This is a genomic window from Agrobacterium rubi TR3 = NBRC 13261 (assembly GCF_000739935.1).
Taxonomy (GTDB): Bacteria; Pseudomonadota; Alphaproteobacteria; order Rhizobiales; family Rhizobiaceae; genus Agrobacterium; species Agrobacterium rubi.
The window spans coordinates 50,762-76,674 of sequence record NZ_BBJU01000024.1; the positions used below are offsets into that span (position 1 = coordinate 50,762).

18 protein-coding genes are annotated in these 25,913 nt (G+C 50.6%); 11 read left to right on the plus strand and 7 right to left on the minus strand.

What is annotated here, in order from left to right; translation table 11 throughout:
- Positions 1-2,037 carry a hydantoinase/oxoprolinase family protein gene (locus tag RRU01S_RS18125; RefSeq protein WP_045231689.1) on the minus strand — a complete coding sequence of 679 codons (2,037 nt, stop codon included), beginning with the start codon at positions 2,035-2,037 and terminating at the stop codon, positions 1-3.
- A 602-nt stretch (positions 2,038-2,639) separates the two neighbouring features.
- On the opposite strand from RRU01S_RS18125, the gene RRU01S_RS18130 reads away from it, so the two are divergent.
- From RRU01S_RS18130 to nos, 7 genes are all read left to right on the plus strand, one after another.
- The gene (locus tag RRU01S_RS18130; protein WP_045231690.1) at positions 2,640-3,758 is read left to right on the plus strand and encodes an NAD(P)/FAD-dependent oxidoreductase; all 1,119 of its coding nucleotides are present in this window, start codon (positions 2,640-2,642) and stop codon (positions 3,756-3,758) included.
- Positions 3,755-4,048, plus strand: coding sequence for a (2Fe-2S)-binding protein (locus RRU01S_RS18135; protein ID WP_045231691.1), 294 nt, complete (start codon positions 3,755-3,757; stop codon positions 4,046-4,048). Before RRU01S_RS18130 ends, RRU01S_RS18135 begins: the two co-directional genes overlap by 4 nt.
- Complete coding sequence (locus tag RRU01S_RS18140) at positions 4,045-5,463, plus strand: FAD/NAD(P)-dependent oxidoreductase (RefSeq protein WP_045231692.1); 1,419 nt, start codon at positions 4,045-4,047, stop codon at positions 5,461-5,463. Before RRU01S_RS18135 ends, RRU01S_RS18140 begins: the two co-directional genes overlap by 4 nt.
- Before the next feature lie 47 nt (positions 5,464-5,510).
- A complete protein-coding gene (gene rocF / locus RRU01S_RS18145) occupies positions 5,511-6,467 on the plus strand; it encodes an arginase (protein WP_080803215.1) in 957 nt (318 codons plus the stop codon).
- 75 nt (positions 6,468-6,542) lie between these two features.
- Complete coding sequence (locus tag RRU01S_RS18150; RefSeq protein ID WP_045231693.1) at positions 6,543-7,625, plus strand: NAD/NADP octopine/nopaline dehydrogenase family protein; 1,083 nt, start codon at positions 6,543-6,545, stop codon at positions 7,623-7,625.
- Between the two features lie 47 nt (positions 7,626-7,672).
- A complete protein-coding gene (gene ocd / locus RRU01S_RS18155; protein WP_045231694.1) occupies positions 7,673-8,737 on the plus strand; it encodes an ornithine cyclodeaminase in 1,065 nt (354 codons plus the stop codon).
- A gap of 505 nt (positions 8,738-9,242) precedes the next feature.
- Positions 9,243-10,481, plus strand: coding sequence for a D-nopaline dehydrogenase (nos, locus tag RRU01S_RS18160; protein ID WP_045231695.1), 1,239 nt, complete (start codon positions 9,243-9,245; stop codon positions 10,479-10,481).
- Between the two features lie 424 nt (positions 10,482-10,905).
- On the opposite strand, the gene RRU01S_RS26770 is transcribed toward nos, so the two are convergent.
- Positions 10,906-11,601 (minus strand): RolB family protein, encoded by a 696-nt coding sequence (locus tag RRU01S_RS26770; protein ID WP_080803222.1) that lies wholly within the window; start codon positions 11,599-11,601, stop codon positions 10,906-10,908.
- Positions 11,602-12,038: 437 nt separating this feature from the next.
- Between RRU01S_RS26770 and RRU01S_RS18165 the strand changes: the two genes are divergently transcribed.
- On the plus strand, positions 12,039-12,671 hold the full coding sequence (locus RRU01S_RS18165; protein ID WP_045231696.1) for a RolB family protein: 633 nt from the start codon (positions 12,039-12,041) through the stop codon (positions 12,669-12,671).
- Between the two features lie 499 nt (positions 12,672-13,170).
- On the opposite strand, the gene ipt is transcribed toward RRU01S_RS18165, so the two are convergent.
- Positions 13,171-13,890, minus strand: a complete 720-nt coding sequence (gene ipt, locus RRU01S_RS18170; RefSeq protein WP_032489582.1) for an adenylate dimethylallyltransferase Ipt — start codon at positions 13,888-13,890, stop codon at positions 13,171-13,173.
- Positions 13,891-14,592: 702 nt separating this feature from the next.
- Complete coding sequence (locus RRU01S_RS18175) at positions 14,593-16,860, minus strand: FAD-dependent oxidoreductase (protein ID WP_045231697.1); 2,268 nt, start codon at positions 16,858-16,860, stop codon at positions 14,593-14,595.
- Between the two features lie 339 nt (positions 16,861-17,199).
- Between RRU01S_RS18175 and iaaH the strand changes: the two genes are divergently transcribed.
- Positions 17,200-18,603, plus strand: a complete 1,404-nt coding sequence (iaaH, locus tag RRU01S_RS18180) for an indoleacetamide hydrolase (RefSeq protein ID WP_045231698.1) — start codon at positions 17,200-17,202, stop codon at positions 18,601-18,603.
- 508 nt (positions 18,604-19,111) lie between these two features.
- Here iaaH and RRU01S_RS18185 read toward each other — a convergent pair.
- Complete coding sequence (locus RRU01S_RS18185) at positions 19,112-19,795, minus strand: RolB family protein (RefSeq protein WP_081880123.1); 684 nt, start codon at positions 19,793-19,795, stop codon at positions 19,112-19,114.
- Between the two features lie 614 nt (positions 19,796-20,409).
- On the opposite strand from RRU01S_RS18185, the gene RRU01S_RS18190 reads away from it, so the two are divergent.
- Both RRU01S_RS18190 and RRU01S_RS18195 read left to right on the plus strand, forming a co-directional pair.
- Positions 20,410-21,666 (plus strand): glycerophosphodiester phosphodiesterase family protein, encoded by a 1,257-nt coding sequence (locus RRU01S_RS18190; RefSeq protein WP_065687546.1) that lies wholly within the window; start codon positions 20,410-20,412, stop codon positions 21,664-21,666.
- A 237-nt stretch (positions 21,667-21,903) separates the two neighbouring features.
- Positions 21,904-22,833 (plus strand): SDR family NAD(P)-dependent oxidoreductase, encoded by a 930-nt coding sequence (locus RRU01S_RS18195; RefSeq protein WP_233278963.1) that lies wholly within the window; start codon positions 21,904-21,906, stop codon positions 22,831-22,833.
- A gap of 814 nt (positions 22,834-23,647) precedes the next feature.
- Here RRU01S_RS18195 and RRU01S_RS18200 read toward each other — a convergent pair.
- Together RRU01S_RS18200 and RRU01S_RS18205 are read right to left on the minus strand one after the other, a co-directional pair.
- Complete coding sequence (locus RRU01S_RS18200) at positions 23,648-24,592, minus strand: RolB family protein (protein ID WP_065687545.1); 945 nt, start codon at positions 24,590-24,592, stop codon at positions 23,648-23,650.
- Between the two features lie 478 nt (positions 24,593-25,070).
- A complete protein-coding gene (locus RRU01S_RS18205) occupies positions 25,071-25,763 on the minus strand; it encodes a RolB family protein (RefSeq protein ID WP_010891466.1) in 693 nt (230 codons plus the stop codon).
- Positions 25,764-25,913: the final 150 nt, after the last annotated feature.

The window sequence follows — 25,913 nt, forward strand, 5'->3', positions numbered from 1 at the left end:
TCAGCTCCGGGTCATGAGAATTGCGCCAAAGGCTCCAACGCGGGCAACGAACTCTGGCGGAACGACGATCGTCGCATCACGCTGCTCGATGACGGCCGGCCCCTGGATCGCATCGTTGGGGGTGAGAGATGCGCGATCGAAGACGCGTACCTCGGGAATGAGTTTGTTGTGGAAGCGCATCGAACGAACCGTTTTGAGCGCACCGCCAGCCCCGAACGTTTCAGGTGTTGTGGGCTGAGGTATCGACATCGATCCACGCACGCGCATGCGCAGGTCGACGAATTCGACTGGCGCCGCTTTGTCGGCATGGCTGTAGATCCGTTCGTGCTCTTGGTGGAAGGCGGCATGCATTGCGGCAATGTCGTGCGCTTCGATCGCCGTATCCGGCAGCCGCACGTCAACCTGGAAGGACTGCCCGACGTAGCGCATCTCAGCCCAGCACTCGAACGTTTTCGACACGAGACGCTCCGGCGGTGCCTGCCGCGATAACCATTCGGCTCCCTGCTCGCGAAGGACCTGAAACTTCTTCGCGATGAGAGAACCATCGATATCAAGGCCGTGGACGGTTTCGAGCGCGTCATTGCTCAAATCAGAGACAAGGCCCCCGAGGGCACAGAATACGGAAGGTGTCGCCGGCACAAGAACGCGGTTCACGCCGATCTCGGCCGCAAGGAGCGGCCCCTGGATCGCGCCAGCTCCGCCGTAAACGAGCACCGTCAGATCTTCGGGATCGACGCCCTGGCGTGCGAGATAAGGCAAGACACCGGCCACCATGTTGGAGCTTGCGACGGTGACGCACATTTCCGCGGCGCTGAGCACGTCCGTCTTGAGAGTCTCCGCAATCGGCGCCATAGCGCGTTCGGCGGCATGACGATCGAGCTGCATATCGCCGCCAAGAAGGGCTTCAGGCAAATAGCCCGCAAGTAAAAAGGCATCGGTCAGCGTGGGTTCCGTGCCGCCTCGGCTGAAGCAGGCAGGGCCAGGATAGGACCCAGCACTGCGCGGGCCGATACGCAACACCCCGCCATCAATCGTGACGACCGAACCGCCGCCTGCGCCGATCGCCTCGATGCTGGTAACTGGCATGACAACCGGAAACTCACCCACCTCGGCCGAAGTCGAGGTGAGAGCTTCGCCATCGCGCACGAGCGAGATGTCAGTGCTGGTGCCACCCATGTCCATGGTGAGGATGTTGTGTTCGCGCAAGGCGCGGCCGAGATATTGCACAGCCGTCACGCCAGACGCCGGACCCGACAGAAGTGTATGGATGGGGAAGTTGCGCGCCTCACTGGCGGCCATCGCACCACCGTTCGAGCGTGTGACGAAAAGTTGCGACCCTGGCAACCGTTCAGCCACATAAGTTTCGACCGCGCCGATATACTCGTTCATCCGGCGCTTCACGAAAGCGTTGAGCACACTGACGATCGCTCTTTCGTATTCTCCGATCCGCGGCCAGATCTCGCTGGACAGGCTGACCTCGGCATCTTCGCCGACCGCTTTACGGATAGCCCGCGCGACCGCTTGTTCATGCTGCGGGTTGGCGTAGCTGTGAAGCAGCGCGACCGCATAGCCGGCAGCACCTGCGTCGGCTACACGACGGGCAAGTGCCTCGACTGCTGCCTCGTCGATCGAGGTTCGAACCAAGCCGCCGCGCAGCAGTCGTTCCTCAACCTCGAAAACCATCTCGCGATCGATCAGCGGCCTGGTTCGGGTCTCGAACAGGTTCAGAGGGTTGCGGACGCCGATCCGCTGCAGTTCGAGCAGATCCCTATATCCCTTCGTTACGAAGAACGCGATCTTCGGGCCTTTTCGCTCGATTACGGCATTCGTGCTGACCGTGGTGCCGTGCATGACGAAGGCCGCCTCGCCCGGCTCGGGCGCGAGCCGTTCCAGTAGTTTTTCAAATCCCTCGCGGAAACCGTTTTCGAAAGCGGGAGGAGTCGAAGGAACCTTCAGAGTGACGATCCTGTCCTCTCCTTCACGCCACCCGCAAAAATCTGTGAACGTCCCACCGATATCAACGCCGATTCTAAGCATCTGCCGCTCACCCTCGCTTCTTCAGTTGGTCGGCCTGCGGGGTATTTCGATCTATTCTGATCTGCATGAAACCTGTCTCCGTTCTGGAATGATCATCGCGATATTTCAGCGATGAATACGCTGCTCACTCCGCTTGGAGAATTTGCATATCCCACCGATTGATTGGCAACGGCAATCAATCGGAACGGATGAGACTCGCCTGCTTTATAGAAACTGAGGGCGACGAAGGTGACTGAGATCGCGTCCTGTCGCTCGCGACGGCCCTAGGACCATGCCGCCTTCATAACATTTGAACATCGCCGTATGCCTATTACTACCCTTGTAGCATGGACGGCAACGCCTTATCCCTAAGCTGGAAGGCAAGAATTCCAAGATAGCCAGATCTGCAATCGACCCGCTTCACATGGTGATCATCTGTTCAAGACTGATGAAACCGAAGCAAAGAAGGTCCTCAAAACTTGGCCGTCAAACGGCGACAGCTGGACACACTGTATAGCCGACCGCACGAGGATTGAAGGATGCGTCTGGCTCACTGGGGGCTAATGGCCACGGATCGAACGTTTCGCCCGGGCACGGAAGCCTTCGTATTGTGAGAAGGTTAAATGGATCACGAGTTCGAGACGGCCATTGTTGGCGGCGGCGTAGTGGGCGCCGCAATTGGATACGGGTTAGCCAAGTTGGGGCGCCGGGTGATCATCATCGATGGCGCGGACGATGCGCTGCGTGCGTCCCGAACAAATTTCGGCCTGATCTGGGTTCAAGGCAAGGGCGACGAATATCCTGAATATCATCGCATCACGCGGCAAAGCGCTGAGCTGTGGCCAGGTTTTGCCTCCGAGTTGAAAGAGCTGACCGGTGTCGACGTAGAGTACCGCCGCAACGGTGGTTTGCTCTTTTGTGTGTCGGAAGCTCAGGCGGAAGAAGAAAAAGCCATCGGCGAAAAGATGGCTGCCATTCATCCTGACTATCGTTTCGAGATGCTGGAGCGCTCGCGCCTTGAGCGCATGCTTCCCGACATCCGTCTCGGGCCGAAGGTGTGTTCAGCGTCGTTCAGTCATATGGACGGTGACGTCAATCCTCTCCTGGTCCTTCGCGCTTTGCTGGAGGGATTTGTGCGCCTCGGTGGAACCTTGGTGACGGGCGAACACGTCGACAGCATCGCGCCCACGCTTGGTGGCTTCCGACTGGCAACGGATGGCCTCACGATAGAAGCGGAGCGGGTGATTATTGCAGCGGGAAATGACTCCATGGCTTTTGCCAAGAGCCTGGACCTTCCACTTCTGCTCGTTCCGGAAAAGGGGCAGCTTCTCATCACGGAACGGGTCGCCCCGGTATTTCCTTACGCCGCCAGCGGTATTCGTCAGACTATGACGGGCACGTTTCAGCTCGGCGTTACGAATGAACGTGTGGGCCGGTCTACCGATGTGACAGCTGGCGGCGCACGTCATATCGCCAATCGCGCGATCAGTGTGATGCCTGACGTCGGCGCGTTGCGTGTCATAAGGCAATGGGCGGGACTCCGCGTGCTGACCCCGGATGGGGTGCCGGTCTACGATCGGTCGCGGCGATACCCCGGCATCCATGTCGTCGCATGCCATTCCGGCGTCACCCTTGCCGCTCTGCATGCGGGTCCTTTTGCCGATTGGTTGGCAGCCGATGGAAGGGAGCCATCCTACGACGCTTTCCGCGGCAGCAGATTCAAGATGGGGATCGCGGCGTGACGAGTGAAGTTCTCTTTCCCTCCGGCCCAAGCGTGGAAATCACCATCGACGGTCGAACTGTGACCGCTCGTGATGGGGAGCCTCTGGCCGCCGTCTTTCTGCGTCTGGACGACATCCATACGCGGACCTCCTTTCCTTCCGCCCAGCCCAGGGCGCCCTACTGCATGATGGGCGTCTGTTTCGAATGTATCGTGTACATCGAAGACATCGGCACGATCCGAAGCTGTCAGCAAACGGTTCAAGCCGGCATGAGGGTCGAACGCCATGACCATCCGAAGAGGCTGAAATGAACCCGAATTCGAGCGCCGACCTGTTAATCGTCGGAGCTGGCCCCGCTGGCATGGCCGCCGCGAGGCGAGCTGTGCGCGGCGGCCTATCCGTCGTCTTGCTGGATTCGCAATCACAGCCCGGAGGTCAGATCTGGCGTAATGCCGGCAGCAACGCGACGAGCCCGGTCATAAACGTTCTGGGGGCGGAATATCGACGCGGCATCCGGCAAATCGAAGCATTCCTGGCCAGCGGCGCCGACTACATTCCGGAGGCTCAGGTAAGCAGGCTCAGCCAGGGTTGGACGGTGGAATATGTAAAGGGTGGAGAAATTCGTTCTGTCATGGGACGGCATCTCTTGCTCGCTATGGGCGCACAGGAACGCCCGGTTCCGTTCACCGGCTGGACGCTACCCGGCATCATGACGGTCGGCGCCGCACAGATTCTCCTTAAGACGGCGGGCCAACTGCCACGGGGGCCAGTTGCCGTGGTCGGGAGCGGACCTCTTCCCCTACTATACATGCAGCAGATGCGGCTCGCCGGGACAAAGCCCGTCGCTTATCTCGATACGACCCCTCGGGGTCTCATCAGCCGTTCGCTGCGCGGTTTTCGCGGGGCGCTAAAGGAGCCCGGCCAAATCCTGAAAGGGATTGCCTGGTTACCGCAGTTCAGTGGCGTTCGGCACGTACGCAACGTGGTCAAAATCAGCGCCGAAGGAAGCGGACGACTGGAAACTGTACGGTTCGAAACTTCAAACGGCAGGTCCGACCGATTGGAGGTCAAATCCCTTCTTGTACACGAGGGGCTGGTGCCAAGCCATCAGTTGGCCGTGTCGGTCGGCGCGCAACTGATGTGGGATGTCGGCCAGTCAGCGTTCCGGCTTGAGCGCGACGAGTGGATGAACGCAGGTCCGGACGGACTGTACATAGCCGGGGACGGTGCTCGGATCGGCGGCGCCGTCAATGCCGAGATCGAAGGAGAGATCGCCGCGACCGGTATCCTTCTTCGTGACGGCGCCCTGACGGCCGCTCAGGCGAATACCGAGACAAAACCGCTGAGAGCACAGCATGGCCGGCAAAAGTCGTTCCGGCGATTTCTGGATGGGGCCTACCCGCCGAATATTGCGCGGACCCAGCCGGACGACGAAACGATCGTCTGCCGGTGCGAGGAGTTGAGCGCGGGCGTGTTGAGGGAAGCTGCTGTCCGTGGCGCTTGCCGAGGCCCTAACCAGCTGAAGAGTTTTACACGCGCGGGCATGGGTCCCTGTCAGGGAAGGCAGTGCGGCTACCCGGTGCACGAACTGGTGAAGTCCGTCGCCGGTCTGACCGCTGGCGAGGTCGGCCTGTTCAATCCGCGGCCTCCCTTCGTTCCCTTAACGGTATCGATGCTTGCAGCTCAGCAGGCCGAGGAAGTCGTTTCAGCGTCGATACATGAGTGATCGTTCTGACATCGCCACAGCGTGGTGACCAGATTTGCAGTCAAGAAATGAACGCCTCACGGCGTCGCAAGGAGAATGAGTTGAAGACGTGCCAAATCCCGGGAGCCCCCGTTCAAAGCGGCGCATCCCAACCCGGATGCCTGATGGGGCCTGATGCGTTTCGGACTGCCGGCTTGTCGCGAGCTTTGACGGAACTGGGCTGGGCCGTCACTGATCTCGGAGATGCGACGCCGACGGCGGAGCCCGAAATCAGTCACACCAATTCCGCGGTGAAGAACCTCGATGCTCTGGTGGGATGGACGCGCAGTCTCTCCAAAAAGGCGCTGGAGATGGCCCGCAGCTGCGATCTTCCGGTTTTTCTCGGCGGCGATCACTCAATGTCTGCCGGTACCGTTTCCGGGGAGGCCGAACGAGCGGCCGAACTCGGCAGGGAGCAATTCGTCCTCTGGCTGGACGCGCACCCAGACCTGCATACCCTACACACGACTGCAAGCGGCAATCTTCATGGCACGCCGGTCGCCTACTATACGGGCCAGCCTGGCTTCGAAGGACTACCGCCGCTGGCCGCGCGTGTGGATCCCCGCAACGTATCCATGATGGGAATTCGCTCGGTCGACCCGGAAGAAAGGCGCCGGGTTGCCGAGATCGGTATCGAAGTCTCCGACACGCGGGTTCTGGACGAGCAAGGGGTCATACGCCCGCTGGGCGTCTTTCTTGACCGCGTGAGCAAGGCCAAGGGCAGATTGCACGTCAGCCTCGACGTCGACTTCCTCGATCCCGGGATTGCGCCGGCGGTGGGCACCACGGTTCCGGGCGGGGCGACTTTCCGAGAGGCACACCTCATCATGGAGATGCTCCATGACAGCGGTCTCGTCACCTCGCTCGACCTTGCGGAGCTCAATCCGTTTCTGGACGAGCGAGGGCGCACGGCCCGACTGATGACCGATCTTGCCGCGAGCCTGTTCGGCCGGCGCGTGTTCGACAGGGTGACAACAGCATTTTGACCACCGGGTGTGGCCCGGTGCGATCGAGGTTTGCCTCTCGCATTGAGACAACCCTTCGAAACCAGGAGGAAGAAGATGAAGGTTGGAATCGCCGGAGCAGGATCGATCGGCATTGGGTATGCGGCGTTCCTCTTGCAGAATGGACATGAGCCATTGATCTGGTCGCGTTCACGCGAAAGAACTGCTGCTTTCTCTGCCGGCGCACCGGTGAAGATCACGGGTGCGATCATCACGGAGTTCCACCCGCATATCTGCACGAACGCCCAGGAATTGGCCGAAGCCGATGTGATCGTGCTGGCGCTGCCCGCCTATGGTCACCGCTTTGTTCTCGACGCTCTTCTGCCGCACCTCAGCGCACGTCATTCGGTGATCATCAGCGCCCATCTTTCCTTTGCGGCGCTCTACCTCGCCAAAGGGTTGGCCGAGCGTGGAATCGAGATCCCAATCACGGCATGGAGCACAACTGTGCTGACATGCAAGCTGCGGGAGGCGGATACGTTCAACATCGGCGCCATCCGGGCAAAGGTCGATATGGCGACCGTGCCGGCACGTTTCGCAGGACGGGCGCACGAAACCTGTGTCGCTCTGTTCGGTGATCGCTTCGACGTGAAGGACGATATCCTCACGATCGCATTGAGCAATCTCAATCCCCAGGACCATATGGGCATCGCGCTGTGCAATCTGTCACGTATCGAGCGAGCTGAGGAATGGGGTCAGAACACCAACGTCACGCCTGCCGTCGGCCGCTTCCTTGAGGCGCTCGATCTGGAGAGGCTGGCAATCGCTTCCGCCTTCGGCAAGACGGTCCGATCCACCTTCGATCACTTCCGATTGTCGTTCGACATATCCGGCCAATCCGTTTCGGAAATATCGTCGATCCTGGTCGAGCGCGGAAGCGACCCGGCAGGCCCAAAGAGCGTTGATACTCGCTACGTGCTCGAGGACGTTCCCTTCGGTCTGATCCCGACCCTGCATCTGGCAAAAGCAGCCGGCCTGTCTGCACCCTTGCATGAAAGCGGCGTGCAGATCTTAAGCGCCTGCTACGGACGCGACTTCTCCGAAGAAAACGACCTGCTTCCAGACCTCGGCCCGCTCGATCTGCCCACGCTCAGGAAACGGGTAATCGCCGGGTACGCGATCACGGACGAACCCGTGTGATCCGGGCTCGTCCGACAGTCTATCAAACCAATGAAGGGGGCCAAAAGATGCCCGCAATTGCCAACCTCAACATCGTTCCGTTCATCAGTGTTGAGAACATGATGGACCTGGTGGTCAGCACCGGGGTCGAGAACTTCCTTGTTCAACTGGCCGGCTACATTGAAGAAGATTTCCGGCGCTGGGAAAGCTTCGACAAGATTCCACGCATCGCCTCGCATTCGCGGGACGGCGTGATTGAACTCATGCCGACGAGCGACGGCACCCTCTACGGCTTTAAATACGTCAACGGCCACCCGAAAAACACGAAGTCGGGACGCCAGACGGTGACCGCGTTCGGCGTGCTCTCCGATGTCGATAGCGGCTATCCGCTGCTGCTGTCGGAAATGACAATCCTGACGGCCTTGCGAACGGCCGCAACCTCCGCGATCGCGGCAAAATATCTGGCGCGTAAAGATGCGCGCACGATGGCGCTGATCGGCAACGGTGCCCAGAGCGAGTTCCAGGCGCTCGCCTTCAAGGCGCTGCTCCATATCGATCGGATACGGCTTTACGATATCGACCCGGAGGCAACAGCTCGCTGCAGCCGCAATCTCCAGCGGTTCGGGTTTCAGATCGAGGCGTGCACCTCTGCGGAACAGGCGGTCGAAGGTGCCGATATCATTACGACAGCGACGGCCGACAAGCACAACGCCACGATCCTGAGCGACAATATGATCGGGCCCGGCGTCCACATCAACGGCGTCGGCGGCGACTGCCCAGGCAAGACCGAGATGCACCGCGATATCTTGCTGCGTTCGGATATTTTCGTGGAGTTTCCGCCACAGACCCGGATTGAAGGCGAGATCCAGCAACTCGCGCCAGATCATCCTGTGACGGAACTTTGGCGCGTAATGACTGGCCAGGACGTCGGCCGAAAGAGCGACAAGCAAATCACGCTTTTCGACAGCGTCGGATTTGCGATCGAGGATTTTTCGGCGCTGCGCTACGTCCGCGACCGCGTTGAGGGATCAAGCCACAGCAGCCCACTCGACCTAATAGCCGATCCGGACGAGCCTCGAGATCTCTTTGGAATGTTGCTGCGTCGTCAGGCTTTCCGAACTTTGGGAAGTTGAAGAGATGCCAATAGCGCGTGGACCGTCGAGCATCTAGAACGGGCTCTATGGGGCTTGCACATACAAACGAACGATCGAATGAGTCTTTCACGCTCTTACAAACATACAAATATTCTAATAAATGCTCTTTTCTCTTAGGTTTACCCGCCAATATATCCTGTCAAACACTGGATATTTACAATTGATTACGGAAAATGACAAACCGATCAGGAGCGCAAAATTTAAGGCAGCCACGCTATTGACCGGGGCGATGACGTTGGACAAGCCGTTTTAATTTTGGGATGGATTGAACTTTAAAGTTGAAGGAGCCACTCAGCCGCCGGCTGCTAGAGTTTTAATGAGCTAAGCACGTACGTCAGAAACCACTGTTGGGCGTACAAAAGTCGCCTCAGGTCACTGTCAGCCAGCAAGAGTTTCTTGCCACAACGCAACTGACGTTTGACATAAATTCCTTTCGGAACTCAATCAGATATCTCATATTCTCTCTCAACCAAAATATTCGATAATGGCTCTCGCTTCATCCTCAACTTCTCTACCTGTCCCAGCCGCAGGTCATCATCCGCTTCCCTTGACTGTAGGTGTCCTCGGTTCTGGTCACGCTGGGACTGCATTAGCGGCTTGGTTCGCCTCTCGGCACGTTTCCACGGCTCTGTGGGCACCAGCGGATCATCCAGGATCGATCTCAGCAATCAAAGCCAACGAAGGAGTCGTCACCACCGAGGGAGTGATCAACGGTTCATTTACGGTCTCAGCCTCTGATGATCTGCTCGCAGTTATTCGCTCCAGCCATCTACTGATTATTGTCACCCGTGCGGACGTTCACGACAGCTTCGTCAGTGAACTAGCCAACTTCAACGGTGAACTCGCAGAAAAGGATATTCTCGTCGTCTGCGGCCATGGGTTTTCCATGAAGTACGAGAGGCAGCTGCAATGCAAGCGAATACTCGAGACGGATAATTCGCCCACAACGTCTAAGCTATCGGATAAAAAAAAATGTAAGGTCAACATCAAGGAAATGAAAGCTTCTTTCGGACTGTCGTGTTTCCCAATTCATCGAAATGATGTTGGCGTCATCGATTTACCCGAAGATATCAAGATCATCTTCGCCCAGCTATTTACGGCTAGGATCATCCCCATCCCACCATTGCAGGTGCTGTTCTTTTCCAACTATATCACTCATGCGATTGCCGCTGTTATGAACATCGGAAGATTGCGCGACCCTGTCAATTCCCTTACCAAAAGAGCTGAGCAGTGGCTTCTTGAACTAGACGAGCGAACCCCACGAGCCGAGACGGACTTTTTCTTTTATGGTGAAGGATCCAACACTTACGTTTGCAATGTTCAAGAGCAGGTAGACCAAGAGCGCCGGAAGGTTGCCAAAGCGTGTGGGTTGCATCTCAATTCTCTCTTGCAGGAATGCAATGATGAATATGGCACTAATTATGCGACCCTAAGGGAATATTGCCTCGCACCATCACCTCATAACGTGCATTATGCATGCCCTGACAACATGGAACATCGTTATTTTTCTGAGGAATTATGCTCATTGGAGGATATCGCGGCAATTGCAACTATTACCAAAATCGAGATGCCCCTCACCCGCGCGTTCATCAATATTATTCATGCGGGAAAGGCAAACTTTCCGCCAACTGACAAAACATCCAGCGTGATTGGTAACTTCAGGTCAGGAGACTTGATCCGCTTTGGTGCCACCATACTTGTTAAGGATGAGATGATGAAGTAAAGAAGACGTGCGCCACGCAGTTCGTTCCAACCTCTTGTAATAAAGTTCATAAGTCCGCACCCCTATCACCGTATTGCGATGCATCTAATATAATTTCTGTTGAATTATCATATTTATGTAAAATGTAACGCGTATTTTTCTTATCAAGTGTGTTTTTTGTGCTTTCGACTTTGTTATTTTTATGTTTTCTATATTAATCTAGCAACAAAATAAAGGATGTTAATTTCGTATAAAATCAAATTTTTCCTAGAGGAAATCCCCTCACACAGACATTCTTAACTACTAATTATCACAATCCGGAATTACTTTATATTACAATACAAAAACCCCATGATATAATATAACGTTAAAAACACACTCAAGATTCAGTTAACATTAATATTTGAAAAGCAATACACATCCACAATCAACACTCTGCGCTAATCTAACACCGGAAACAACTACCGTAGGACCACTTAGAAAGCCTCTCAACGCTGACAATCTTCGCATCTGGTACGAGCTTAGGCGACGGCGGAAAGGCCTCACCAAACGCGACAACTTCGCATCTAAACCGTGAACTTGGGATTGGGGCAAGAAACTTGCGCTGATGCATGCCATGGATTTCGAGAAGTGAATAGTTCGTCTTGAAAAACGATACATTCGGCAGGAAAGCGAAAAACGCCTCCACATCCTTCAGGGAAAGCCGAGAGCCAGGTGAGATCTGGTTGTGCCATTTCCATATCGTCTGGGATGTCACTCCGTCGGTGTAAGGCGATTCAGTACAGGCGACAAATCTGGAAGCCGTAGTGCACAAAAATTTTCCGCACTCCACAAACCGATGAATTTCGTCGGAACTACCGTAGACGTACCACAAATCAGTGCCGGGAAGCACTGAATACAAGGTGTCAAAAGAAGGACCCCGCAGACACGGCGCTTCAGAAAAATGCGCTAACCTCCCGTCGGCTGCGCAAACCTTAGTTTTTAGAATTGATTCCTCCAACACTTTCTGAGCACTAGCTAATGTACTATTGATAAACCCTACATATGCGTCCCTAGATTCCCTAAGACGGAAATCTCCCAACGATGAATCAGATACAAATTTGACGTATCTCGGTCGGAACATTGGACGATTGTATTCCATTTCCAACTTGTAATTGAGAAGTAGAAACTTGCCTCAGACGGAACAGATATCTTCTCTGAAATCTGAAATTTGCACCAAGCGCTCTTTAAAAAAGACAAAAATTCGTGCCGACGGTGGCCCACCGAAGAAAAAGTTGGGGCGTAAATGTCAAAAAGCAGTTCGGCGCAGAATTGCCACATTCTGCGATCTAATTACCCAATCCACGACTTTTGGGACAAAAAAGACAAAAAATATGACACATTTAGCGAAAAATGCTCCTGATTGGAGAAATATTTCCACATGCGGCGACTGTTGCGCGCTGATTGCCTGACGAGGCTACCAAGTGCACTCACGAAAATGCTATCGAGTCGGCCACAATCGCTTGCCCATTCACTATAAGAACACGAACCATCACTCCATTTCTGTCACAGCCCCTCGGCAAATCGGCAATATACGAAATGACGGTTCCTACTTGGCAGGTTCGCGATCTTAGACGCATCCTACGAGTTAGTGAGTTGAGGCAACACTTGCGCCAGGCTCGTACCGATTTCAGATCCACCCTGTCACAATTCGTATACTTTAACCGCTCCGTTGTTAACCCAAATGCGTACGATGACGAGTATCTCCTTTCAGACCAGAGGCTCACCTATGTTTACGTCGATGAAGTAACAGCGCAATTGTGTGGTCTCAATCGCCTATTACCGTCCAACTCTCCGGCCTTCGGGACAGTAGCTACCGCAATGCCCCCATGGCTATTGGATCCACAAGAAATGAACGCAATCTTGCAACAGAGTTGCGGTCAAGGAGGCTTCGTTAATTACCACCACGGTCCGAGTACAAACAGCTTTTTTTTGGCGATCCTGATGAGCCAGTTGTTCATACGGATCAGGACTGATGTAATCCGCGGTCAAGGTTATGGTTGGTACGCCAGGCTAGGTAATTATGTTGAGGAAGGAGAGGATAACGAAGGTATCGAAAACGAGGAAGAGGAAGAGGAAGAGGAAGAGGAAGAGGAAACGAGAGAGTTCCAATTATCCGATCTCATTCATTATCCCATTGTCGCATTGGGATCGTGCCATCTCACACGTTAGGTGTCGCGGTTACCAGAAAACTTGATCTATCAACGCGTGCTTTGAATCTTGTTATTTTTCATGTTTCTAATATCATCCAGTACCGAAATAAAATTCGTCATTTTCGTCTCTCGCAATGCAATTAATATGGTCTAAATACAGCAATTGTGGCCCAAACACATATTATTATTACTATTATTAGTCGTGCGTAATTTTATTTATGAAACGTCTCGTTTCAAAACTATGAAAATACAATACAAAATGAAACACGCCCATGAAAAATAAAACATCTACAAATACCAATCGAACATTCCATAATATACTTAATCGTATTTTATTATGCAAAGATAGATCTATCTTTGGCATTGCGTAGCGGCGATGCTGCAGGCGAGCATAGCTGAGATACTCCTGGGCTATACCTTCCACCAACTCGTCCTGCGATTTTTGTCTTCATCGGATAGGGCTGTTCGTCGTTGCCAATCGCAAACATAGCGAATCCCCAGGGCGCCAGGAGATCCTATTACATTCCGAACGGATGACCCTCGAATCCTTCGAAAGCGACTGCGTTAATTGAAGGGAATTCCTGTTCCTGTCGGCGCGCATGGATGAGATACTCCTGAGCGATCCCATGAGCCAACTTATCCTCCATGTCTGCGCCAAGCTGCAATAGCATATCGGGTGTGATCTGGTTTTGGCTAGCAAACAACATGGCGTATCGATACCCATCAATCCCTTCCAGTATGGGCCTCAGCTGAGGCTGATTCCAAAGATGAACCAACTCTTCGATGATAGAAAGGCCTGCAGCGGGGTGCAACATCTGCTTAACTCTGGCCTTGGCCGCTTTCATGAAGGTCTCCTCGTCTGCTAACTTGTGGCGAATAATACGCCAACGAAAATCGTTGCTCCAATAACTGCTCTGCACCATGCACTTGAGCAACGAGATAGATCCTCCCTCAAGAATAAGCCCACCGTGAGCCTCATTATTATAAACCTCCGCGATCAGCCTCTCGTGAGCTTGCTTGGCTGAGATGATACCCTTCACAAGAGGCTGTTCATCAAGGTATAGACGGGTCGTGCCCTTCAGTTCTTCCACTGTTGGTCGTCCGCTTCCGGTTGACAGTTGAGGACAGCATTGGACCCGGTCGAGAGAAAGGACTGGCTGCCCGGTTTGCTGGGCAAGAGCTATCGCGGTCGATGTCTTTCCTGTACAAGTTGGACCGAAAATTAGACGGAGATCCATAAGTGTTTTGCGATATCTTGAATACAAATTGATATTTTTTGGGTTCGAGAAGTGTATCATCACAGGCTGTTATATTGTCTTCCTCGAGATTCCTTATTGAAGAGCAAATGGCTTTAGCGTCTCTCCAAAGGGCAACTTGTTTTTCAACAAAGTGTGGGGCACGGCTGTTTCCTTGAAAGCAATTTGTCACCAACGAAGGCGCCTTTAAGTCAAAATAAGGCTGACTAAATCAGCACTATAGAGGCAGCTATTCATGCCACTTGAGGACGTTTTTCCGCGCTTTACTGCCACTTGTCTGCGCTGATTATCATCATTGCTGGCGAGAGAGTGAAATCGTTTGTAATAGTTGATTAGGTGAGACGTCAAAATAAGGGCGACTATTTCATATTTGACTTAAATATGTCCATATTGTTAGGCACATGTGATAGCAATTCCTTAACAACGGTGTCTATTATTTACTTCTTGCAGTCGTTGTCATTGTGACAAAATCAAAGATATTCTACCGTTGGAATAATATTACCATTCAATAAACGCGACAGTTGATATTTTAACTATACCTCAACATATTACTGCGCACCTCAACATAATGGAGGTTAATAGAATTACAGAAATTTTATTTACACCATCATATTCGTTGTTAAACATCAATATTCATTAATAGCAATTTATAAAACGTGCAATACTTGTAACAGGATACGCAGATTAATTTCTATTGCGGTAGTTATATCTCCTCCAAGAGTGTTCGAGAGGATTGTCCTTTGCTAAAACACCTCCACAATTGTGGATAATTGCACAGACGGCATTACACGCGGTCTGAATAGCGCCCTCCACCCATCCACCGGTAAAGGAACAACTGCAACCCGCCAAGTAAACTCCAGTATCATTAGTCATGTCCAGCGCTTGAAAGAAAAGTTCTTCAGAATAAAAATCCTCGCCACGCCGGTTGAGTTTGAAAGCTCCGCCGGCATTCTCGTCTGTAAGCCAATCATGTTGAACAACATTTTGGTCGTAATCAGCGCAAGCGGGAACTAAATGCCGGGCAAACGCCGGGAACGATTTCGAAATTGCGTCCCGTAGCAGACATAATCGCTCTTTTTTGTCGGGGATCGCCAATAGCTTGTGGGAGTCGTCCTCCCATGTATAACTGATGAGCACCACACCTTTACCGTTCGGATCCTGCGGCTCATAGTCCAGACAATACACTGCTTTTGCGACCCCGTCCATGAGGACACAGGACGGGAGCATATGGTCAAACCAAAATTTACGTTCAGTCAGCAGGAACAATTTTGAAGAGCCCGTCATGTGGCTGTTATCAACGGCTTGGTTCACTGGTGCACGAAAAATGGTGGTATCGGATGTCAGACGATGCCTGAGTTGGATATTTGCGAGTCCAGATGTAACCACCACCTTATCATAAAGTTCAGATATCCCGCTCTTAAGCCTTATCTTTATTTTTGTCTTTTCCTTCTCAACCGCCCTGACTTGAACATGGCGTATACGCTGGCTTACAGACACGCCATTAACCACTTGAGAGGCGATCCGACGTGGAAGTTCTGAGATTCCTTCAGAGCACATCCGCTGATTTTCTTCATATCCGTTTATGACCAAGCGAAGGATCTCAATAAACCCGCTTTCAAAAACTGGACCAAACCCGCCAGATCCTATTCCCATTAGCTTGAATAGGTCCCAATCATGAGGGAAACTCCATGTTTCACCACCGGGAGGATGCGTGCCCAGAAAGATCCTCTCTATCGCTGAAGAGAACGACTCCCTCCCGAAACGGTTCAGCCAAATTTGCCAGGCGTCATGAGCCCGCCTAATGTCCCCTAATTTCAAGGCCTCAGTGATAGCATCAGGCGAAGCCAACACAATATCTCCCTCAAGGAAACCGTCCTTCAAGAACGCATGCCACCCGCTATAAACGCGATGGAACAACTTCGGTGGCTGCTGCCCGGCTTTCCACATGTATCGGCAACCCTCGTAGACCAAGTCAGTGTCGACTGTGCCGGGATTTGGGAACGGCCTCATCGAAGACAGACCGTACCGCTCGAGGAAGAAAAACAAGCACGATGCAGCAGGAGGAAATCGCATCGCCCCCATTTCGGCCACGACGCTCGGAGCGTCCTTGAAAGCATGTGACCAAAGCTTGCCTCCAACCCGATCACCTGCTTCATATATTGTAACATCGTCTACGCCAGCATGAAGCAGTTCGCTTGCCACCACGAGCCCGGAAATGCCAGCCCCAATGACCGCTACTTTTGGCCTGGGAACATCTTCTGGAAAGAAGCCGATCCGCCCACTATCTGAACATTTGTCGAGAAACAATCTGTAGTCGTAGAGCAAGTCGATCGTTGGAAAGGACCCTGCCGAAGCCTTCAGCATCAGGTTTCGACCATAAGCTACCATGTCAAATGGTACTGCCTCTTCAATGATTACGGTAAACCCGGTAACGCTTTTCAACGAGCCTTCTTCGTACGGCGCCATTTGCAGGGTTCGGGAGCGGGCAGTCTCAGAGATTGAAATGGCCACGAAATGACTAAGGTCGCTGGGTGCACATCTTTTACCACTCAGCAAATTCATGGTTTGGAGAAGTTGAGCTCTGGAGATATCCATGCAAGATGGTGCAAGGTCGATGGCAACGAGACCACTCACTCTTGTTCGCACCGAAGCTTCTGGTTCGAGTATCCACCTCAGAATTTCCTCGCCAACATAGATGTAAGCGGAGAGGACTGCGACCCTCTGACCGGCTGAGATCTCCGGAAAGCGACCGTCGGCCAGCCTTTTGCAAGCTAACCCAGCGCGGCACTCGCCGGAAATTTGAGTAATTCTTCTTTCCCTCGAAGCTTCTCGTTCTGAGAAGGCTGCGGCAACGCGGCGGTCCAATTCATCAGGCTTGTCGACCATTATCAGATCCACAATTTTGGTAGAGAAATGATCGCATTGTTTATCAAAAAGAGATGAGGCTGACATTGCTAGGGAAGATTGGTCTTTGTGTAGATAACTAAAGACATCAACCGTTTCTATTTAAGTTGAAAATCGGGGAACATACTGTGCATTGACATCCCAATGGAAAGCGACAATTTTGGCGTTTTTCAATAGAATATTCACGCGGGTCCAACTCGCCGCTCAATCAGGTTGAATATTGATTGATACAATACTGTTTCCGTTTGAAAAAGTGCCCTTAATACCTCCAATAATTCGGATCATACGCCGTGATTGGGAAATTCCCTCCAATAATCGCGCAATTTGGGCCCAAGCGCGGTATATTTATTTGATCTGAAATGGGCTTAAAATCCCCAATCCAGAAAGATGGTGCCCATTACCTCGTTAGCACAAACCCTAGAACGCCTAAGACGGAAAGACTACTCATGCTTAGAACTAGTAGAAACTCTAATCGCGCGTTGTGAAGCTGCAAAAGCATTGAATGCCCTTCTGGCTACAGACTGGGATGGCTTGCGGCGAAGCGCCAAAAAAATTGATCGCCATGGAAACGCCGGAGTAGGTCTTTGCGGCATTCCACTCTGTTTTAAGGCGAACATCGCGACCGGCATATTTCCTACCAGCGCTGCTACGCCGGCACTGATAAACCACTTGCCAAAGATACCATCCCGCGTCGCAGAAAGACTTTTTTCAGCTGGAGCCCTGCCGGGTGCTTCGGGAAACATGCATGAGTTATCGTTTGGAATTACGAGCAACAACTATGCCACCGGGGCGGTGCGGAACCCGTGGAATCCAGGTCTGATACCAGGAGGCTCAAGCGGTGGTGTGGCTGCTGCGGTGGCAAGCCGATTGATGTTGGGCGGCATAGGCACCGATACCGGTGCATCTGTTCGCCTACCCGCAGCCCTGTGTGGCGTAGTAGGATTTCGACCGACACTTGGTCGATATCCGGGAGATCGGATAATACCGGTTAGTCCGACCCGAGACACCGCCGGAATCATAGCGCAGTGCGTAGCCGATGTTGTAATTCTCGACCAGGTGATATCCCGAAGGCCGGCGAGAATTCCGCCCGTGCCACTGAAGGGGCTTCGGATCGGCCTCCCCACTACCTACTTTTACGGTGACCTTGATGCTGATGTGGCCTTGGCAGCTGAAACGACGATTCGCTTGCTAGCCAACAGAGGCGTAACCTTCGTTGAAGCCAATATTCCCCACCTGGAGGATCTGAACAACGGGGCCAGCTTGCCAATTGCACTTTATGAATTTCCACACGCTCTAAAACAGTATCTCGACGAGTTTGTGGGAACAGTTTCTTTTTCTGACGTTATCAAAGAAATTCGTAGTCCCGATGTAGCGGACATTGTCAACGCACAAATTGAGGGACATCAAATTTCCAACGCTGAATATGAACTGGCGCGTCACTCCTTCAGGCCAAGGCTCCAAGCCGCTTATCGCAACTACTTCAGACTCTATCGGTTAGATGCAATTCTCTTCCCAACTGCACCCTTGGCGGCCAAAGCCATAGGTCAGGATTCCTCAGTCATCCACAATGGCTCAATGGTGAACACTTTCAAGATCTACGTGCGAAACGTGGATCCAAGCAGCAACGCAGGCCTACCTGGGTTGAGCCTTCCTGTTGGCCTTACACCTGATCGCTTGCCTGTTGGAATGGAAATTGATGGATTAGCGGGTTCAGACCACCGTCTGTTAGCAATCGGGGCAGCATTAGAAAAAGCCATAAATTTTCGTTCTTTCTCAGATGTGCCGAACTAGCTGTTTACCACGCCAATTATTGTCTAATAAATCTGCGCTTCATTTATAATTATTCTTGAAATTCATAGAATACTCAGCGCGTCTGTGTCGCCACCAAGATCGAAACATCTGCTTGATATAATAAAAATCGATATATAAAATTTTTAGTTAATCCTTCTCACAGCTTAGAATAAGCATTATATTATAATTCAGTGGTAAATTAGATTCTAAAGCAAAATTAAATTAGCAATTTACATAGGCTGCACCTTTAATTTGCTTTGATTGATAGAACGGCTCAAAAGTTATACTGCGACTCGAGACCAAAATATTAATCAGATACATCTATGGTAAATAATTTATTATTCATAAAGCACACAACGATACGACATCGGTAATTAAAGTACATATTGGAAATACACTGATTATCTGCATGCAGGCTACATCATCTTATTATCATTACATAGACTTGACACATTTCGTTACGATCGGACACTGTTGCTTCATTCCCGCTCACACACAGATGTGCGTATTAGACCAAGCGCTTCAACAAGGAGGTGAGAGCCATTGTCCACCCCGCCTTGGGTGCCTTTTTCAGCCCGTTATCCTGAAAGAGAGCTTTGCCGACCGCGACTATTTCAACACAGAAAGGGTCAGCCCGGGATGGCGCCAGGAAGGTATCGCCGCCGATCTTCACGTGCGAGAAACTTGTGTTCTGAAGCGAAGTATTCGGAAGGAAAGCAATATAAGCATCCAAGTCATTTTTTTCATTGTTTGTAATTTGACAGACCTCGTTCTGCCACCACCTCATAGTTTCTTTTGTTAATCCTTGGGCATAGGGTGGAACGGTGGAGATGACCACGCCTTTGCCGGAAAAGCCCTCATAAAATCGCTCGCATGCATACCTTCGCATTTCTTGAAACGAACAATAAACGTACATTAGAGAATCTTTTAGTATAATATTCAGGGGTATACCTGCTGGGCCTGGCAAGCAAGCAACTTCGCAAAAGCGCTTGACCACTTCATCTATAGCTGGATCAATGGGAACATCAGTATTAATGATGGAATTCATCCAGGAACGTCGAACAGGTATGAGATCCTCTTGTGCAAAGCTGCGATAAGCAATCTCTGTGTGACGTAGGACGAGTTTAAGTTGACGCCGATCTTGTATATTCGAGCTACCGATAATGTTGAATATCGGTCGACTGTGATACATATCGAACTAGTTACTTATTTTTGAATGTAAATTTCAGTCACAGTCAATAATTAAACGCGCTTCAGTGCCCCTTATATTGGGTGACTCTATAGCATCAATCACGGGATTGGTTTGAAATTAATTGAGTCGAATCTCAACACCGAAGTATTTCGTCCTTTTACCCTATTAAACTATTTATCTTGATGGAGGATTTTTCAAAAATGGGACCTGCCTTTCGCTGAAAACACCGACAAAGGTGTGATGTGAGGTCGAAAATTTGAAGATTTGCGCAACTAATCGGATAGTGGCCGACAAATTGACGCCGAAAATAACAATGACTGATTATCCGTGGAGTGATTCCAGCTAAGTTATGCCCCACAATAAAATATTAGCTAAAACTGTCAGCATTTGTGCATTATTTAAGTACTCCATTTGGCAATATCTATATACTCCACGACAAATTTTGCTTGTCACTTTTAGATCGAAATCGCTGCAATTCCCGCCGTGCACCCGGCAATTCGCTTTAGCTCGCAAATGGCTGTGAATGTAAGAGTACTTTATATTTTACTCACCATGTCGTTTCGTAACCTCCCGTTTTTTTTGCGCAGGTCCTTTGTCAACGTAAGCCACTCAAGGTGGAAGGAACCGTTTGGCCGGCTTGGACACTCCATTGGGATCTACCAGAAAACGTTACTCCCCCCGAGGTTCTCGCACGCCATTCTGTCCCAAGGCTTCTAGAACGGCTCGAGGAAGACCTGCCCTTACAGGTCATTGAGCACAGAGGAATGTTCAATTTAGGGAAACGAATTCAAGAATGCACCGCGAGCTCATTGTTGGCCGCGCTCGGGCAAGGAGGACGCAATCTGAGCGAGTTGGACGTCTGTTTAACTTCAGATAATGTAGCTATCGTTTCTCATGATCTTAACACTTGGCGAGTGTCTGAAAAGTTGGGAGATAAGCTTTTCAATGAAATTCACTCGTCAAAAATCAAGGATGTACCTGTTATTATCCGAGAGGTATCAAATGGGATAATACAAGACAAGTATCTTGAAACCATTGATCATATTCCTTTGTTAACTGAAATATTCAGCAAGGTATTTTTGGCTAATCCAGATGCCACCATTTTCCTAGACGGTAGGAACTACGATGCTCACGTGATTGTGGCTTGGCTTAGCCACCGGCCGGAATACCATCAAAGAGTTGTTGTACTTTTCTATACATTTGAATACCCACACGGCGGTGCCTTCGTTGATGCAGTTTTAAATGCCCAGCCCGCATCTGCTTGGAGGAAATCAATCTCCCTGATGCCCGCTCTTTTTCCTGAAGAACTGTGCCGACTGGCCCGTCTGCGTCAAGTTACTGAACCCACAGTCGATGATTTGTATTTGGCAGGCAAAGCCTGGTTTGATTCCATGCTAATGCAAGACATGAGGATCGTGGCGGCACATGTTGTTTTCTCCGGGGTGACCAGAAATTTGCTGGGCCAAGTTGTCGATAAAGATGTCTTGTTGGCTTTCGATTCAGATCAAGCCGCAGTGAGACTCGCGTATTACCTCAAGGAGGATACGATGATTAGAGCTAAACGCCCTCACCTGAAGTTTGCTGCGGTCACTAGATGCTATGACTTCGCAGCCCTCCTGGATTCCGGCGAGCGGGGTGAGTTCTCCATCGACATTAAAACAGGCAGGGCCCGACGTCATGAGACAGACGAGCGGAAACACATACGTTGGAGAAAAGGAACACCAGGAAATTCGGCAACAATTGCGGACTGGGTAATCTCAGATCGACCTGAAGATGAAATGGCTATCTGGGAATGGCGAAATCAAGGAATCGATCGTGAAGTTTCTCATCTAAGTCCACACTTGGATCTTAATATAGAAACGTCAAAATAAAAGTCTCGTAATTGAAACAATATGTTTATTAATTTCGATATATCAATGTGTTCACGCGTATTCTATCTTTTTATTCGAGATGTATGTTGTCCATTATAATGAATATGTAATTTTCTACATTTCGAAGATAACTTTAGACGTGTTAAATCTCTGTTATTTCGCGCCAGATTTACAATAATTCTCATTGGTGGCGAGCGCCACTTTGGCATGCATGAGGGTGGTCTCGGTCCACGGAAAATGTTTGTTGAAAATTACCCTGATTGTGAAAAAACTGAACTCTTTTCCGCTCGAGAGGCGGGAGCACTGACTCATGCCCGCCGGTCGAATATTCTTTTCGTTTCTCATGGCGGTGTACTCTCAGTAGTTGCTACACTGCTCGGGGTTGAGCTGACCGCGATGCAAAGATGTAACGCGTGTGTTCTCCACTTCAAATTCGATGGTTCATCTTGGAACGTCCACACTAGAGACAGCGGGGTGTTTCTGGTCACTGGTGCATCTGGAGGCATAGGCAAGGCCATCGTCGACAACCTGATGCGGCGTGGTTTTCGTTTGAGCTTAGGAGCGCGTAGCGTGGAAAAACTGGAAGCCACTTTTGGGTTTCAGAATGAATCTCTTCACTTCGCACGTTTTGAAGCTGAGGACCTCCAAACGATGGAGGAGTGGGTATCGACGGCCATGATAAAATTTGGGAGGATAGATGGCCTTGTTAACAATGCTGGGGATGGAACACGGGTAGCGCTTGCGGAGGGAATTGACTATGAGCAGCTTGAGAGACAGTGGAAGATCAACGCTGGGGCTCCGCTGAGGATGATCATGCTGTGCCTGCCTCAGCTCGCGAAAAGTGGATCTGGCCGGATCGTCAATATCAACTCCATGTCAGGCCAGCGGGTTCTGAACTCGTTCGTTGGTTACAACATGACAAAACACGCCCTCTCAGGTCTCACGAAAACAGCCCAGCATGTTGGGTGGGAGTCCGGCGTTAGAACAATGGAAATATGCCCAGGCTATGTGGCGACAAAAATGAGTGCTTGGACTGATGAGATTGAGGATGATGGTAAGATCCAGCCCGAGCACATAGCTGAACTTGTTCGACAGGCTATCGAGCGTCCTAACAACGCTTTTGTCCCAAAGATTGAGGTGCTGTGTATGAAAGAAGCCACGCGTTAAACGAAATCGGAGGAGATATAGGTTGCGCGGGTCGCGTGCTCTGTTTGATTAACTCTTGATGTTTTCTTTATGTCTGTTCCCGTGTAATTTTAAATATTATGATGAATAAAACCTTTACTCCTCAGTGTTTTTATTGATTTAATCATTTTCCTTTTGTATTGAGACAGTACGGATTTTAGTTAATTAAAATGAAGGCCTCTGGGAAAATCAAAACCCTGATGACCTAAGTTTTGTCTACAGCTTTAACGACTAGAACCTTATGGAAATAATTATTCCGAGGGCCTTTCATAGAAAATCAAACAAGCTAAAATAATGATTGAACAGAGTCACCATCTGCCAAGATGAAAAAGTCAATGGGATTGATCACCAACTATGGGGTACTCGATTGATAATTTCCCCTAGCAGGGTGCCGAATGAAAATTGCAGTGGCATAATTGGAGACCAGATTTCTATTTTTGCGGCACGCCGCACTCGGTGACCCTTGGCCACGTCCATTTGTCTTTACGATTTTTTCAAAAATGCGATAATTTCGGGAAATCACTTCAAACTTAGTCGCTCGGATTCTCGATATTCAATAATTGAACTGCGAAATTATCGGGTTTGTGTTCGACAAATAATACCTGTTAAATACCTATCTGATTACCTGTAGCAAACAACCATGTTCTATCAATATAGCATGATCGCTATTTTAAAATTTTTATTGGTGGCCATATCAGCCAATAAAACATTTGTTTCAACAACATCACAAGGACCGCACTCGAACATAGATAATTATTTAAGCGAAAGCACAACCAGACAGCAAATTAATACAGATTCAGCGATTAAAGTAGAAATGCTTTGAAACAGATCGGAGCTTCTTGAAGAAGCGCTTCCAAGGTCTATGACGTTCATTCGGCACTCGATTTCCCGAAAGCAAGGGTTTGCAAGGATGATCTTGCGTCGGGGTCAGATTTGGAGGCCGCACGGGGTACACGGCGTCGGCTCCTAAAGCCGCTTCGGCCCAATTATCAGTTGTCTCCGCCGTTGGAACGTTGCGTGACAATTCGACACTGGCCCGAACATGATTCAAACGAGAACTCTCCCCGACGCTTTTCCAGTCCCAGGACGAGCCATCAGCTAGTATTTCGCTGAACAACGCTCTACCGAACGCGATGATGTGGCAAGGGAGTTCCAACCCTCCTTCTCGTAGAAAGAATTGGACACTTTCGCCACCCAGGTAAAACCGCGGCCCTCGCCGGAAAGCCGTGGTGGGAAGGAAGGCCACAAAATGACTCAAGTCTTCTTCGCCGGTTCCAGCTTCGACGCGATTTCCATCGTGTAAACGCTTGAACAAACATCGCACCATTTCGATTGTAACTCCGGTTCGGTAAGGAGCTAACGTGCATGCGAGAAGGTTCGCCCTTCCGAATTGGCAAAGATCCTTAGACTGCACATGACTCAGCATAGCTTCCCGGGAACAATAAACATAGATTGGCGCCGCGTCTTTACAGATCACCTCCTGCTCTGCGATGGACTGAAGCGTCGGCGGACGAGGAAATGGGAGACGAAGAAATAACGCGGAAATTTCGTTTTTTAGCGCGCTCTCTGCCAATCGTCCCCGCCAGTATTTCGTCCAAATCTCCTGATAAATCAGGAGATTATCGCGGATATAGATATGATATAGGATGCATGCACTGGTCAAAAATAGATGCATTTCCATTCTGTCATTAATAGATTCAAGAGTAAGCGGAGCGAAGCCTGGACGTGGTGGAACCATCATATCTATTTGCAGAAATGGTCTTCACCTCATCCGCTCAAAAGGCTTTAAATAGACCCTGCATCCAATTACACAGTTCGTCACACACAAGATAACTTTCGCTTACGACTATTTCCCGCTATTCATTGACTTTGTGTGGCATCAAAACGTATATGTCGTTATATGTATTGTATTCTTTTAAAACTATAGGTATCCGAGGCAATTGCCTGGGGATAAGAACTTTGAACAGCATGTTTACTATTTTACGACATATCGCACTGTTCTGTATGAATATTTGTTTCAAAAACACAAACAAACGAGATAATTTATTTCGCTTAGAAAGATGCTACAGTGCTTGAAAACAGAACGTAGTACATACTGGCAATAGCCCACGATCTGCTGCCGATGTGCAACAGCAGATTATCATAACTTAAAAGATATTTCACAATAAACCGGTAAACGGCGATGCGGACCTTCTGGCTTCATTCCAACGCTTAGTTTCTTACAGGCAGGTGTTTGTCTTTCCGGTGAAGCAACAACGCAGAATTCCAAGACCAGAAGGCCTTTTTTTAGCAGCGGGATAGGCCAAACCAACCGCTACGACTTCAAAATGAAAGCGGGATCCTGGGAGCAGCGCAAAGAACTTATGAACATAACGATCATTGTGAACCTCATAAACGCTATATGGCAATTTCAGAAACGACTTGCTCGGGAGAAAGGCGACATAGGCTTCCAAAGCATCCGGAAGGAGGCAAGACCCTGGGGATATCAGGTTATGCCCATAGCGGACCTTCTCACGCGTCACGCCTGCATCGAAGGGTGACATGGAGCACACGACCGAGCCGATCTCTGAATGAAAAGACACAATACGTTCTTTTGCATATTCCTCAAGCTTCCTGCGAGGACAGTAAATGTAGAGCGGATTATCATTCACGGCGATTGTGTCCAACGGCCCCAACCTCGGTCCGTGCAAGCATGCATACCTGCTGAACCATGTCAGGATTCCGGTCACAGCATCACCCGGATCGTCGTAGAGTACGAGTGACTTGACCCAATTTTTTTGGGCATCAGCCAAGGTTTGTTCCACAAAATTGCGATAAACCACGACTGCTCCGATCAGCACGAGCTTGGCCTCTTCGCGGTTCCGGATCCGCAGCAGGCTAATCACCGTGAAAACAGGACGCTGATATACCATCATTAAGCTTTATGCGGGGTGTAAGCATCCGGAGCTCTTTGGAGCCCCAGAGATTGAATCTTGCTTTATAGCTGAAAAACGCATGTGCAGGGAAGGTGATCATGGTAATTTTACGGATTTCTACTGTTGAAATACCTTTTGGAAACAGAA